This is a genomic window from Thermus brevis (assembly GCF_026427635.1).
Taxonomy (GTDB): domain Bacteria; phylum Deinococcota; class Deinococci; order Deinococcales; family Thermaceae; genus Thermus; species Thermus antranikianii.
In genome coordinates, this window is record NZ_CP102606.1 from 1,096,764 (window position 1) to 1,109,694 (window position 12,931).

11 protein-coding genes and 1 pseudogene are annotated in these 12,931 nt (G+C 63.4%); 3 read left to right on the forward strand and 9 right to left on the reverse strand.

Translation table 11 applies throughout. The features are described from left to right. Positions 1-169 precede the first annotated feature (169 nt). The 9 genes and pseudogenes from KQ693_RS06275 to KQ693_RS06305 all read right to left on the reverse strand — a co-directional run bounded on the left by KQ693_RS06275 (position 170) and on the right by KQ693_RS06305 (position 9,014). Positions 170-1,762 carry an outer membrane protein assembly factor BamB family protein gene (locus KQ693_RS06275; protein WP_038032562.1) on the reverse strand — a complete coding sequence of 531 codons (1,593 nt, stop codon included), beginning with the start codon at positions 1,760-1,762 and terminating at the stop codon, positions 170-172. Positions 1,763-1,837: 75 nt separating this feature from the next. Further along, positions 1,838-3,100, reverse strand: a complete 1,263-nt coding sequence (locus KQ693_RS06280; protein WP_028493939.1) for an MFS transporter — start codon at positions 3,098-3,100, stop codon at positions 1,838-1,840. Positions 3,101-3,190: 90 nt separating this feature from the next. After that, positions 3,191-3,940 (reverse strand): C1 family peptidase, encoded by a 750-nt coding sequence (locus KQ693_RS06285; protein ID WP_028493938.1) that lies wholly within the window; start codon positions 3,938-3,940, stop codon positions 3,191-3,193. A gap of 48 nt (positions 3,941-3,988) precedes the next feature. Then, positions 3,989-4,528 (reverse strand): annotated as a pseudogene (locus tag KQ693_RS06290) (integrase core domain-containing protein); the annotation flags it as partial. Positions 4,529-4,555: 27 nt separating this feature from the next. Next, entirely contained in the window at positions 4,556-4,777 is a 222-nt protein-coding gene (locus KQ693_RS12970) for an integrase core domain-containing protein (RefSeq protein ID WP_416376370.1), read from the reverse strand. Positions 4,778-5,111: 334 nt separating this feature from the next. Continuing rightward, entirely contained in the window at positions 5,112-5,339 is a 228-nt protein-coding gene (locus tag KQ693_RS12975; RefSeq protein WP_416376371.1) for a hypothetical protein, read from the reverse strand. Between the two features lie 316 nt (positions 5,340-5,655). Beyond that, entirely contained in the window at positions 5,656-5,937 is a 282-nt protein-coding gene (locus tag KQ693_RS06295) for a transposase (RefSeq protein ID WP_267262279.1), read from the reverse strand. A gap of 475 nt (positions 5,938-6,412) precedes the next feature. After that, on the reverse strand, positions 6,413-7,129 hold the full coding sequence (locus tag KQ693_RS06300; RefSeq protein ID WP_267262280.1) for an MIP/aquaporin family protein: 717 nt from the start codon (positions 7,127-7,129) through the stop codon (positions 6,413-6,415). Beyond that, entirely contained in the window at positions 7,113-9,014 is a 1,902-nt protein-coding gene (locus KQ693_RS06305; RefSeq protein ID WP_267262281.1) for a polyphosphate kinase, read from the reverse strand. The genes KQ693_RS06300 and KQ693_RS06305 overlap by 17 nt, the downstream gene beginning before the upstream one ends. Between KQ693_RS06305 and KQ693_RS06310 the strand changes: the two genes are divergently transcribed. From KQ693_RS06310 to KQ693_RS06320, 3 genes are all read left to right on the forward strand, one after another. Then, entirely contained in the window at positions 9,015-10,544 is a 1,530-nt protein-coding gene (locus KQ693_RS06310; protein ID WP_267262282.1) for a Ppx/GppA phosphatase family protein, read from the forward strand. It abuts the gene before it with no gap. Positions 10,545-10,551: 7 nt separating this feature from the next. Beyond that, entirely contained in the window at positions 10,552-11,049 is a 498-nt protein-coding gene (locus KQ693_RS06315; RefSeq protein WP_267262283.1) for a SixA phosphatase family protein, read from the forward strand. A gap of 149 nt (positions 11,050-11,198) precedes the next feature. Next, complete coding sequence (locus KQ693_RS06320; RefSeq protein ID WP_267262284.1) at positions 11,199-12,929, forward strand: NAD-dependent malic enzyme; 1,731 nt, start codon at positions 11,199-11,201, stop codon at positions 12,927-12,929. Positions 12,930-12,931 lie beyond the last annotated feature (2 nt).

The window sequence follows — 12,931 nt, forward strand, 5'->3', positions numbered from 1 at the left end:
TACCCCATCTACCGCCTCCCTATCTACCTGCACGCCCTGGGCCTGAGCCTTCTGGTGGACACCCGGGTGATGGGCTTACTGCAGGGGCTAAGGGCCTGGCTGAGGGCGGGGGAGGTAAAAGCGGATCCTAGGGGCCATGTAAAATCGAGGCGAGTTTTCCCGTTGACCTTTACGACGGCTTCTTAGCTCGCACATCGCGGGCGCCTGCGTGGGAAATTCGCATTGCCACGCCAGACCACTTGTGGTGTGGGTCCACCTGCCACGTTTCCACCAGATAGTCCGCCATCTCCTTGACGTGCTGCTGGGACACCTTCAGCCCAAAATGCCCAAGCAGCATCGACAACGCGGCAGCACCGCTGGCAGTTGGCTCGGCCTGGGGCTCAAAGATGAGATGTGAGACCCGCGCTTGCTGAGGTAACCCCAATGTAGGCCCACGGTTCATTCCGAGATCGACGAGAATCGTGTTCCAGATGAGCTTATCCTGGCGCCACAGTGCCACAGGGAGGGCGTACTTTCCGATGCGCTTGCCGGGGGCGAGCGCAATGCGAAAGTAAGCCCGATCTGCCCGACGAACAGGACGAATCACCGCATCCGCCCCCAGGGGCCGTCCATCGAGCCAGAGGTCTGTAACCAAAGGTGGAACCCGGAAGGAAATCTGAATTTCCCAATCGTTAGCTTGGATTTCAAGATCGGCGAGGTTTTGGTCCGCCATGCTGGTGGGATCGGCCACCGCCAGGTCCACCGCGAAGAGATAGCCCGTGAACGGGGGATCCCCACCGCCCACGAATACATGAGTTCCGGAGGGAACGGGGGCGGAGTAGGGGCCATGACCCACCGCAACTTGTGCCACGGACGACCCGTTGGACGGGTCGATGGCCTCGAGGACACCACCACCCAGGACGATCAGAAGTCCAGCCGCCAGGGCTGGAGGGGCCCAGATCCCCTCCGCGTACAATTGCCGCTCCCACAACCGGGCCCCCGTGTGCAGGCTGTAAGCGAGAATGGAGCCCCCGAGTGTGGTGACGTAGACACGTTCCCCATCCGTAAAGGCAGCGCTGCGAATCGTGACCTCCCCCACGTGATCTGTCCACAATACCTGCCCCGTGGCGCATGCGAAGCAGGTAACTGTGCCGTCGAGCGATCCGATCACGATACGGTCGGCGCCCACGGCAGGTCCGGCCGTTTCCGACGACACAACTCCGGTCTTACCAATTGGCCGTTTCCACTCAAGACTGACGGGTGCTCCCGTGTCGTCTAGGGAGACGCAGTACAGGTAATTGTTTGACGGTTCCGCACCCAAGACAAACAACAAAGGATGGGAGTCAATAAGGGAGACGCAGGGGTTGCCGAACAGAAATGTTCGCCCCACCTGGAACCTTCGTGTTTCCCGCCCATCTTCTTTGTTGACGGCGATGATAGAGTCTCCAGCACATAGGTAGACCATGTCTTTAAAAAGAACCGGGCCGCTCCTGATCCGCCACGGTGTTTTCCATGCCCACTGCAGGTCTCCGTTCTCGACGTTTAGGGCAGCCAACCCGGACTGGCCCCAGAGCATGTAAAGCCTCGATCCGTCCGTTGCTGGACGTCCGTAGCCGCCGGCAGGGAGAGCTAACTTCCACCTGAGCTCCCCGTCGTGGGAGCGGCAGGCCATCACCTCGTACTGGTGTACCGTCCGGTTATATGCCACGATCATGACTTTGTCGCCAGCCAGAACAGGATACCGTGGGACTCCTTGGATGTACTGGATCCACCGCAGCTTCATCTTTGTATCACCTCCTCTTTGTAGCTTCTCCTCGCAGTCTCTCCCCAACCCGGATGGCCCTATTGGAACCCCACCTCATCGGTTTTTCTCTCGCGCACCCCGCACCCTGAGCTGGAGCAAGAGCGCCGCGATGAGAACAGTTATAGAACCCCCCACGATCAAGAACGTTTGCACGCCGAACGTTTGGAGAACAGAACCGGCACTCAGGAACACGACCGCGGGGACGATCCGTAGGGCCGTAAACTGGGCAGCAAAGGCCCGGCCCAGGACATCCGAAGGAAGGGTCCGCTGCAGAATGCTGGAGGTGTAGACCGAAACCAATTCGGCCGTCAGACCGATAAGCGTCATCGCCAGCAGCCCCCACTCCAGTGCCCTCACGAAGCCCAGGGAAACAACCAGGAGGCCGAACAGGACCGTGGCAAGCCCAGACAATCGGCCCTCGTCCATGCGTCCGACCAGCAGAGCGGCTATCAGGGTGGCAACGATGGCCCCGAGCGCCATCGCTCCGGTGAGGAGCCCATAGCCAGCGGCACCCTGGCGCAGGACCTCTTCAGAAATGACGGGAAGGGCTATTGCCAGGACCGGAATACCGACGTTGATCACCACCAGATCCGCCATGGCAAGCACAGCCGCGCTGTGGCGGCGCAGGATACCCACTCCACTCACAAAGTCCTGTAGTACCCTTGGCCGCCAGCCCCGCACCACTGGGGATCCCCCGTCTATGCCCCGGAGCGGCAACAACAGAGCCGCGGACGCGAAAGTCAAGGCGGCATTCGCCAGGAACGTGTACGCCGGGCCCAGCCAGGCCAAGAGTAGGCCGGCCATGACCTTGCCCAAGATGTCGCACAGGTTGCGGCTCAACCTGATGAGCGCGTTGGCGCGCGTTAAGTCAACCTGGTCCACGAGGGCCGGAATAGCAGCCCCGGCTGCCACGGTAAGAAAACTGGCGGTGACCGCATGGGCCACCACCGCGAGATACAGGTGCCACACCTGGAGGCTACCCAGGAGGGACAGCCCAGTCACAGCCAGACCGAGCAGTGCCCGGCAACCCTCCGAAACGAGCATCGCTCTTTTTCTGGAAGCGGCGTCCACGTAAACGCCAGCAAAGGGAGCTAGCAGCAGTGAAGGGACAACCTGGAGGGCAAAGGCCAGTCCGAGTTGTAGGGTGCTGCCCGTCAGCTGAAACACCAGCCACGGGACGGCGATGGAGAATACATTCTCGCCAATGCGGGACAGGGTCCTGCTGATGAAAAAGTACGAGAATGGGAGTTCTCGGGTGAGAAGTACTAGCCCTAACCTAGCCTTCAAGGCCTTCAAGGTGGCGATGGCTTTATGCATAAAACGCCCCCGCAGAGGCTAGTGTTTGAGGAAGCATGGCCTCCGTGAGATGACGGAATAGGGGATACGGTAAGGCTATGCGCTACCTGGCTAGACCATGGCCCGCTCAATAGCAGTGATACGATGACGGGAGACGACCCGGATGGTCTCCTTCCAGTCTCGCAACCAGAGGGAGCGGATGACAAGATCAATCTCTGCCGTAATCTCGCCGTTTACAGGGTCTTCCAAGATCACGGGAATAACCACGGAGCGTGTTTCCCCCGGCTGCAGCTGGCCAAGGCTTATCTGGTCCCCGTCCGTGTCCAGCTGCAAGCCTTTTGGCACGGTCAGCGTCAGGAATGCCTCCTCTGCAATAAAGGTCCGGAAGAGAGGCTCGGGACAAGAATACGTGACGTTGCATTGGAGTGCATCCACGCCGTCGAACTGGATTTCCACATTCGGCAAGACACCGGTAATCACAGCGTCTCTAGTGCAGTCCACGGCAAGGAGGCCAAGTTCACGGTAGCCGATACGCCACTCTCCGCCCCTGCTTCCCCCCCAGTGGCTTTGATCCCACGGGTCGAGAAGGATGAATTCCTCGGCGGCGTCGTCATAGCCCACCACCAGCACCGCGTGCCCAGTGCGGTCGACTTCCTTCCGGAGGATGTCCTCCTCCATAGGGTAGTTCCACCCCGGATGCAGACGGACCAGAACAGGCAGGTTCTGGGCCACCAGTAAGCGGATATAGTTGACAAAGCGCTCGTGATAGGGGTCATGGTACATGAAGCATGGGAGCCCCGTCACCGCCAGCTCGCCAACCTTACTAACAACAATTCCAATATCCCTGGTCGGTGCGCTCATGGTTTTTTCACGCTCCTTTCTATCATTATATATCCTGGTCTGAGGTCGTGTCAAGAGTTTGTAATCGGTCAATACATCTGAGACTGGGGGACCGACTCCGCTTGCATTTTAGCCAAGAACTCCAGGGGCGCCAGCCCCCCCAGGGCCATGTGGGGCCTGCGGTGGTTGTAGTACGCCAGATAAGCGTCCAGCTCGGCCTGCAGGCGCACAAGCCCCCTTGGCAAGGGCAGGGTATAAAACTCGTCGCGGAAGGTGCGCTGCATCCGCTCCACGTGCCCGTTGAGCTTCGGGCTCCGTGGGGGCAGCACAAAGAGCCGGATTCCCAGGCCCTGGCACGCCTCTGCAAATGTACGGGCTTCGCCCGTGACCAAACTCCGCCATGAACTCGCTACCCCCATCCACCTGTACCGCCCGGATGGGAAAAGGAGCCTGGGCCACCAGTCGGGATAGGAACTCCCCAGCTAGCCTCGCCGTCGCCCGGCTATGCACCTCCCCCAGGGCATACCGGGTAAACAGGTCCACCGCCGAAAAGTGCCGCACCACCTCCCCAGGCCCCAGGGTCACCATCAAGGTGTCCACCTGCACCAGGGGCTTGCGCCCCCAATCTTGTACTCTCTAGCCTCCTCCCTGTGAGGTTCTACGAGCCTCCGCTAAGGCTTCCCTGGGTGTCCTGTATCCGAGCCCCGAGTGAAGCCGTTCCTCGTGGTAGTATCGCAACCTTTCCCCTATCACCCCCTTCAGCTCCGTCAGGTCATTCCCTTCCAAGATAAAATCCCGGTTCTCCCCCTTGAAGCGGGAGAAAAACGACTCCACCACCGGGTTTCCCCGCGGCTCCATCAGGCTGTCTGCTTTCCAAAGGGAACATGTTCTGGAACCCTTTGGTCATCCCCAAGAAGCAACTACCCCACCCACTCGTGGCTAAAAAAGCTCGCCCCTGGTCGTGGTGGACGATGACCCGGGGTACTTTCCCACCCCCCTCTGGAGAAAGGTCTTGGCCTCCTCTCACACCTCCGGGGCTGCCTCCGCTGTGGGAAAAGGAAACACCCCCTAGGCCAGAACCACCCTCGTGGTATGAGCACGATAGCCTGCGGCTGACCCAGGATGGGCAGGAACCAGACTTCCCGGTAGGGAAGAAGGGTAAAGTCGCTGTACATCACGCGAAGCGTAGGTTCTAGAGCCCAAAGGGCTCTGGCTCCCGCTCCCGCAGGGGGTTCATTTGGGGTAGGGGCCCCAAAGCGGAAGGCCCGCAGGTCGGCCCGTTCCCCAGCCAACAGAACGATCTCCAGCAGGGGATTGGGCTTGGGGGACAAGGTACGCTTCGCGTGACGCGAACCCTACGCCCCAAGGCCAGGTGGAACTCGTTGAGTAACCGGTGGATGCGTTTCTCGTTGATGACCACTTCCCAGCGCCGGAGTTCCTGCGCCAGCCGGGGGTATCCGTACGGGGGTGCTCCCCGAGAACCTCCTGCATCAGGGCCACGGCCTTCTGGTCCGCCTCCCGCCGCCGCCGGTCTGCTGGAACCTAGACCTTACGGCTGACCCACCTTCTGCCGCTGGTAGTAGTACCAGGTGGGCCGGGGGATGTCCAGAGCACTTAGGATCCTGGGTAGGGGAGCCAGTCCTTGGGCCAGGGCTACAACCTAGCCTGGCGGCTGACGCCTGGGCAAGGCGATGCGCTCTCCCAGAGGCATCTTCGCTACCTCCCCTGCCCTAGGGTCACGCGAATCGTAAGTTCGGCTCTTTTAGGAGGGCGATCTCCACCTCTTTTTTGCCGATGAGCTGCTCCAGCCCCCGGATCTTCCTCTCGTACTCCTTCTCCTGGGTGTCGTCGGAAAAGAGGGAGGGGCCCTTGCTCAAAAGCTCATCCCGGTACTTGTAGACGGTGTTGGGATGAAGGCCATACGCCCGAGCAATTTCCACTGCGCTCCTCTCGCCCTTGAGCACTTCCAGGGCTATCTGGAACTTCACCTGGGGTGGTAGGGATTTGGCCTTTTTCACCTTTTCCTCTTTGGCGCCGATGCTAACAGATCGTGGTCGTATAGTCTGGAGGTCGCGTGTCCTGGTCAGGGGCGATCCCCGTAACTTGTGGGCATCGTATATCTAGGATGATGCAGATAGCTCCAGGAGGGGTTTTGCGTTCACATGGTAAAGGGGGTGCTTACGGTCAGCCTTTAGCCCACTCTTTTCCCCATCGGTGGACAAGAGGCAAAGTAGCAAACCTGAGAATATCTCAAAAATTTCTAAGTACTTGAGGGCTCATTTGAGGGCTAATGAATCTGGGCAAGATTTCATCTTCCGATGCTATTCAAAACGGAAGTAATGATGAAGACAACCGTTCCTGTATGTCCCATCACACGGTAAAGCGTATCGCGACTGCCTCACACGCGAGAGGTCGTAGGTTCAAGTCCTACGCCGCCCACCACGAAGAGAACACAAAACTTCCCCCCTCGGTAGCGAGGGGGGAAGATGCTTTCTACCTATCCAGCGCCCGGTACATGGCCACCGCCCCCAGGGCTCCCAGGATGGGGAAGAAGGCGGGGACCAATAGGTAGGGGCTGGCTGCGCCCTCTACCCCAAGGATCCAGGCCAGAAACCTGGGGGCAAGGTCCCGGGCAGGATTCAAGGCGAAGCCTCCAGGTCCTCCCAGGCCGTACCCCACGGCTGCCACGGTGAGGGCCAGCCAGAGGGCCACCATGCGCCCGTCCTTGCCCGCCGCCAGGATCACGCTCATGAGGGCGAAGGTGCCCAGGGTTTCCGCCACCGCCGGGCCAGTCCAGGCGTAGAGGGCTTCCGGTTCCGTGCGCAAAAAGCCGGGTCCCGTGCTGAACACGTTGGGCATCCCCTGGGCCAGAAGGCCTTCCCGGTAGGCGAGAAAGGCTCCGAGAGCGCCCAGGAATCCGCCCAGGAACTGGGCCACCAGGTAGAGGGGCACGAGACGCCAGGGGAAAAGGCGGCCCGCAGCCAGGGCCAGGGTGACCGCGGGGTTGAGATGGGCCCCCGAAAGGGAACGGCTGGCCAGCACCCCCACCAGCACCGCCAGGCCCGAGCCCAGGGCCAGGGAGTCGTAGCCGTAGGCCCCCGGGGAAAGCCGGGGCTGTAGGACCGCATTGGCGGCGCTTCCCACGGTGAGGAGGACGAGAAACAACGTCCCCAACACCTCGCCCACAAACGCCCTACCAACGATGCGCATCCTGGTTGCCTCCCCAAAGGGGTTCCTCGCCTTTAGGGGTTAGGAGGAAGCTATTCCGATTATCCCGGATCTGGCGCTTGAGCACCCGGAGGACCTGCTTTTTGGCTTCCTTGTCCAGGACGGGGAAGAGGAGTTCAAAGCGGCTTTGGAAGTTCCGGGGCATGGCATCCGCGCTGGTGAGGTAAACCCTCCAGGCTCCTCCGGCCCGGAAGGCGGCCACCCGGGCGTGTTCCAGGAAGCGCCCCACCAGGCTTTTGGCCCGGAACGCGGGGTGGAGGAGGGTGAGGGTGCTCCGCACCAGGAGGTCTACCCGGGCCCCTGCCTCGGCGGCCTGGACCAGGGCCTGGAGGACCGCAGGATCCGTGAGGTGGTTGAACTTCAGGATTACCCGGCCCTTGGGGTGGGCCTCCTTGGCGATTTCCTCCACCAGGAGGTTGCGGATGGCCTCCCCGGTCCTGAGGAGGGAGAGGGCCAAAGAAGCCTCGAGGCCAGTTTCACCCGGGCTTACTACCTCCGAGGCCTGCTTTGCGGCCAGCCCGCCCAGCCCTTCCCCGGGAAGGCTGGCCCGCATGGCCTGGAAGAAGCTGTGCACCTCCCGCACCACCTCGAGGCGCCCCGTGAAAAGCGAGAAGTCGGTGTAAAGGCGCCCGTTTTGCGGGTTGTAGTTGCCCGTGCCCAGGTGGACGTATCCCTTTCCCTGGTGGGTGAGGAGGAGAAGGGCCTTGGCGTGCACCTTGCGCTCGGGTAGGGGGAGCACCTCCACCCCGGCCCGGAGGAAGCGCAGGTACCAGTGGAGGTTCAAAAGCTCGTCGAAGCGGGCCCGACCCTCCAGGAGCACGTGCACCTTTTTTCCGGCCCGCGCCGCCTGGATGAGGGCCTCGGCCAGGGGGTTCTCCTCCCCGATGCGGTAGAGGGTGGCCCAGACCTCAGCCACCTCGAGAGAGAGGGCTTCCTGGGCGAAGCGCTCCACGGCGGCGTAATCGGCAAAGGGGTGGTAGAGGAGGAGGTCCTTGCGGTCCAGGTGGGCCAGGGGCTTTTTCAGGAAGCCCCGGGGCCGCTCGGGCTTCAGGGGCGGGAAGAGCCATTCCCTAGGGCCCTCGGCCACCAGCCTTTCCACCAGGGTGAGGTTCAGGGGTGGGGGCAGGAGGAAGACCTCCTCCGGGGTAAGTTCCAGGGTTCCCCGGAGCGCTTCCAGCCAGGCCTCGGGGAAACCCTCCTCCACCACCAGCAAAGTGGCCATCCCCTCCTGACGCCCCTCCAGGGACTGGGCCAGCTCGTCCCAGTCCGCCCGGGCCCGCTCGCTTTCCAGAAGCCGAAGCACCCTGAGCTCGTAAAGGGGAGAAGGCTCCGGCAGGAAGAGGTCGCTTCGGGCCCGCATCAGGGCTCCCAGGCGCACGTAGGTTCCGTCCCGCCCGGGGACGGGGAGCAGGCGGGGAAGATCCTGGGGCAGGCGCACCAGGTAGTCCTCCGAGGCGAAGTAGAGGGCTCCGTGGGAAAGGTCGGAGGCAGCCTCCCAGGGGATGAGGTCGGTGCGGGGGGCCACCACCTCCGCCAGGTAAACCCGGAAGTAAAGCCAGTCCTCCTCGTCCAGATCCGGGGGCTCCAGGACCTCGAGGCGGGGACGGGCCTCCCTTAGCAAAGCCTGATAGCGCTGGCAGGCCAGCCTGGCCTGGGCGTAGGCTTCCTCCAGCAAGGCCCGGTGGGCTGGGCTCCCCCGCTTTTCCCAGAAGGGCTTGGCGATGCGGGCAGCAAAGAACTCGTCCAGGTTTCGGTTCCAGATGGCCAGAAAACGCATCCTCTCCAGAAGAGGGAAATCGGGCCGCTCCGTTTGCAGGAGGACCCGGCGGTTAAACTGTAGCCAGCTGGCCTCGGGTAGGAGGTGCATTTGTTAAAGATTACGCCCGGCGAAAGTCAGAACAAGGTCAAGCCCCGTTCCCTGGCCATCATGGACCTGGGCTCGGGCACCTTCCGCCTGGTGGTGTACGAATACGAGCCTGGCCTTTCCTTTCACCTGGCGGACGAGTTGCGGGAGCCCGTGGCTTTGGGGGAGGGCCTTAGCCGGGGGCGGATTAGCCCCCAGGCTCTGGAGCGGGGAAAGAAGGCCCTGAGGGCCTTTGCCGACTTTCTCAGGGCGGTGGCCCCGGACGAGGTGCGCATCCTGGCCACCAGCGCCATCCGGGACAGCGAAAACGGCCGGGAGATCCTGGAGGAGGCCCTGGCCCTGGGGCTTTCCCCCAAGCTCCTTTCCGGGGAGGAGGAGGCCCGGCTTGGGGTGTTGGCGGTGGCCAACGCCCTGACCCTAGAGGAGGCCTTGGTGGTGGACCAGGGTGGGGGGAGTGCCCAGGTTTCCCGCATGCAGGGGCGTCGGTTCCTGTGGGGCAGGGCCCTTCCCTTGGGGGCTTTGCGCCTCACGGAGGGGTTTTTGGCTTCCGACCCGCCCGCCAGGGCCGAGGTGAGGGCCCTGGTCCAGGCGGTGATGGCCCACCTCGAGGCCCTGCCCCTGGAGCCCGGCCTGCCCGTGGTGGGCCTGGGGGGAAATGTCCGGGCGGTGGCCCGCCTGCACCAGAAAAGGCGGGGCTATCCCCTGGATTTCGTGCACGGCTACTACCTGCCCCGGGAGGGAGTGGAGGAGCTTTACGAGGACGTGCTGAGCTTGAGCTTGAAGGCCCGTTCGGAGCTTCCTGGCCTCCAGCAGGACCGGGCCCGGACCCTTCCCGCCACCTTGGTGCTGCTCCGCACCCTGCTGCGCCATACCCGGGCCCCGGGCCTCTGGCTGAGCGGGATGGGGATCCGGGAGGGTGCCCTTTTCCAGCACCTCCTGCCCTCGCCCCACCTTCTCCCCGACCCCCGGGCCTTTGCCGTGGAGAACCTCTTCCGCCGCTATCCCTTTCGGGCGGACCACCGGGAGCGGGTGAAGGCCTTAGCTTTGGCCCTGTACCGTGGCCTTTCCCCCCTGCACGGCTACGGCCCGGAGGAGGAGCGCCTTCTCCTGGAGGCCGCCCACCTTCACGACATCGGCATGCACCTGGGCTACCACGAGCACCACAAGCACGGGGCCTACCTGGTCCTCTCCGAGCCCCTCTTGGGAACACCCCACCGGGAGCAGGTTCTCCTGGCCCTCCTGGTGCGCTACCACCGGCGCGGGGAGCCTTCTTTGGGAGGCTACCGCAACCTCATGGCCCGGGGGGATGGCAAGAGGCTTTGGCGCCTGGCTGCCCTGCTTCGCCTGGCGGAGATGCTGGAGCGTACCCGTTCCGGCCGGGTGAAGGGGGTGCGGGTGGAGCTGGGAGAGAGGGTGCGCCTGACCCTGGAGGCGGAGGAGGACCCGTGGGTGGAGCGCCTGGAGGCGGAGAAGCAAGGGGGGCTTTTCCAGGAGGCCTTCGGGCTTCCCCTCGAGGTGGTGTGGGGAAGATAATGTCCCAATGGAGCTCCTCCTGGTACGGCATGCCCTGGCCCTGCCTCCCGAGGGAGAGGGGGAGAAGGCGGACCACCTTCGTCCCTTGGCACCCCGGGGGGTTCGGCGGTTCCGCAAGGTGGTGCGGGGCCTTCGGGGGCTTGGGGTCAAGCTGGATCTGATCCTCACCAGTCCCAAGCGACGGGCCCTGGAAACCGCCGAGCTCCTGGCGGACCTCCTGCAGGGGGAAACCCGGGTAACTCCCCTCCTGGCGGCCCCTCCCTCGGAAGCCCTCCTGGCCGAGATACCCCATCAGGGCCGGGTGGCCCTGGTGGGACACGAGCCTTACCTTTCCACCCTCCTGGCTTGGCTTCTCCTGGGGGACTTCATGGGGGCCTCGGCCCGGGAGCCCCTGGGGGCCCGCTTCCCCTTGAAGAAGGGAGGTGTGGCCTGGCTGGAGGGGAACCCTGTGCCCGGGGGGATGGTGCTTAAAGCCCTGCTTCCGCCCAAGGTTTTCCGGCTGTGAGTGAGTTTCCATCCTTGGCCTCTGGCAAACCCCTTGAGGGTTTTCTGTCGCCGAGAGCCATGTGCCCGTCCTATCCTTTCGTGTGGACTTGGCCCGACCAGGACGTTCCTACCCTAGCCTTACGGCCTGGGGAGTGGAAGAATAGGGCTATGCCGGTTAGCCGCTATTACGATGTCAAGCGGGATGAGCGAGGCGAGCGCTACCTGGAGCCCTATGTTTCCGGTTTCCTTCTGCTGAGGCTTCCCCTCCTCAACAAGGGCACGGCCTTCACCGAGGAGGAGCGGAGAGCCCTGGGCCTCGAGGGCCTTCTTCCCCCCCATGTGAACACCCTCGAGGAGCAGAAGGAGAGGGTCTACCGCCGCTACCGTCTTATCCAGAGCTCTTTGGAAAAACACATCTACCTACGCCACCTCCAGGACCGCAACGAGGTGCTCTTTTACGCCCTTTTGGTGGATCACCTGGAGGAGATGCTGCCCATCCTCTACACCCCCACGGTGGGGGAGGCGGTGCGGGAGTTTTCCCACATCTACCGGTACCCCCGGGGCTTCACCGCCAGCACCAAAAACATCGACCGCCTCGAGGAGGCCCTGGCCAATGTTCCCCTGGAGGAGGTCCGCCTGATCGTGGCCACGGATTCCTCCGCCATCCTGGGGATCGGGGACCAGGGGTATGGGGGCATGGCCATCTCCATCGGGAAGCTAACCATTTACACCGCCGCAGGGGGTGTGGGACCTGACAAGACCCTTCCCGTGGAGCTGGACGTGGGCACGGACCGGGAGGACCTCCTCACGGATCCCCTGTACCTGGGCGTGCGGCACAAGCGCCTGAGGGGCGAGGAGTACTACCGCTTCCTGGACCGGTTCGTGGAAGCGGTGCGCAGGCGCTACCCCAAGGCCCTGATCCAGTGGGAGGACTTTGCCAAGGAGGCGGCTTTTAATGTGCTGGAGCGCTACCGCAAGGTGGTGCCCTCCTTCAACGACGACATCCAGGGCACAGGGGCGGTGGCCTTGGCAGGGGTGCTCTCCGCCTGCCGTCTGAAGGGGGAGAAGCTTTCCGACCAGGTGGTCGTGATCTATGGGGCGGGCGCCGGGGGCATCGGGGTGGCCTGGGCCTTGCGGGAGGGCATGAAGCGGGAAGGCCTTTCCGAGGAGGAGGCCCGGGCCCGGGTTCTGGTGCTGGATTCCAAGGGCCTCCTGGTGGAAGGCCGGAGCATGGAGGCTTACAAGCGACCCTACGCGCAACGGCGGGAGCGCATCGCCGGGTGGGAGTTTGCGGGTTCCTACCCCAACCTCTTGGAAACCATCCGCAACGCCCGGGCCACCGTGCTTCTTGGGCTTTCCGGCCAGGGGGGAAGCTTTACCGAGCCGGTGGCGCGGGCCATGATGGAAAACACCCCTCGCCCGGTGATCTTTCCCCTTTCCAACCCCACCTCGGCCTCCGAGGCCCTTCCCGACGACCTCATCTACTGGACCGAGGGAAGGGCCCTGGTGGCGGCGGGAAGTCCCTTTCCCCCGGTGGGCTACATGGGGCGGACCATCCCCATCGGCCAGGGGAACAACGCCTTCATCTTCCCGGGCCTCGGCCTGGGGGCGGTGTTGGCCCGGGCCCGGGAGGTGACGGACGGGATGGTGTTGGAGGCGGCCTACGCCCTTTACGACTACACGCAAGGCCATTTCTCCGAGCTCCTTTACCCCCCGGTTTCCCGGCTGAGGGAGGTTTCCCCTTACGTGGCGGCCCGGGTGATGCAGAAGGCCCTCGAGGAGGGCGTGGCGGAGGAGGAACGGGTGAAGGGCCTTTCCTTCAAGGGGCTTATGGAGTTCGTGCGTAGCCGCTTCTGGGAGCCCAAGTACCTCCCCTACCGCCCGGCCCCGGTAATCTAAGG

What these genes read in the sequence shown, in the direction of transcription:
- KQ693_RS06305 (WP_267262281.1), bottom strand. Translation starts at nt 9,014, where the DNA reads ATGCACCTCCTACCCGAGGCCAGCTGGCTACAGTTTAACCGCCGGGTC.
- KQ693_RS06300 (WP_267262280.1), bottom strand. Translation starts at nt 7,129, where the DNA reads ATGCGCATCGTTGGTAGGGCGTTTGTGGGCGAGGTGTTGGGGACGTTG.
- KQ693_RS06285 (WP_028493938.1), bottom strand. Translation starts at nt 3,940, where the DNA reads ATGAGCGCACCGACCAGGGATATTGGAATTGTTGTTAGTAAGGTTGGC.
- KQ693_RS12970 (WP_416376370.1), bottom strand. Translation starts at nt 4,777, where the DNA reads ATGGAGCCGCGGGGAAACCCGGTGGTGGAGTCGTTTTTCTCCCGCTTC.
- KQ693_RS06275 (WP_038032562.1), bottom strand. Translation starts at nt 1,762, where the DNA reads ATGAAGCTGCGGTGGATCCAGTACATCCAAGGAGTCCCACGGTATCCT.
- KQ693_RS06280 (WP_028493939.1), bottom strand. Translation starts at nt 3,100, where the DNA reads ATGCATAAAGCCATCGCCACCTTGAAGGCCTTGAAGGCTAGGTTAGGG.
- KQ693_RS06315 (WP_267262283.1), top strand. Translation starts at nt 10,552, where the DNA reads ATGGAGCTCCTCCTGGTACGGCATGCCCTGGCCCTGCCTCCCGAGGGA.
- KQ693_RS06320 (WP_267262284.1), top strand. Translation starts at nt 11,199, where the DNA reads ATGCCGGTTAGCCGCTATTACGATGTCAAGCGGGATGAGCGAGGCGAG.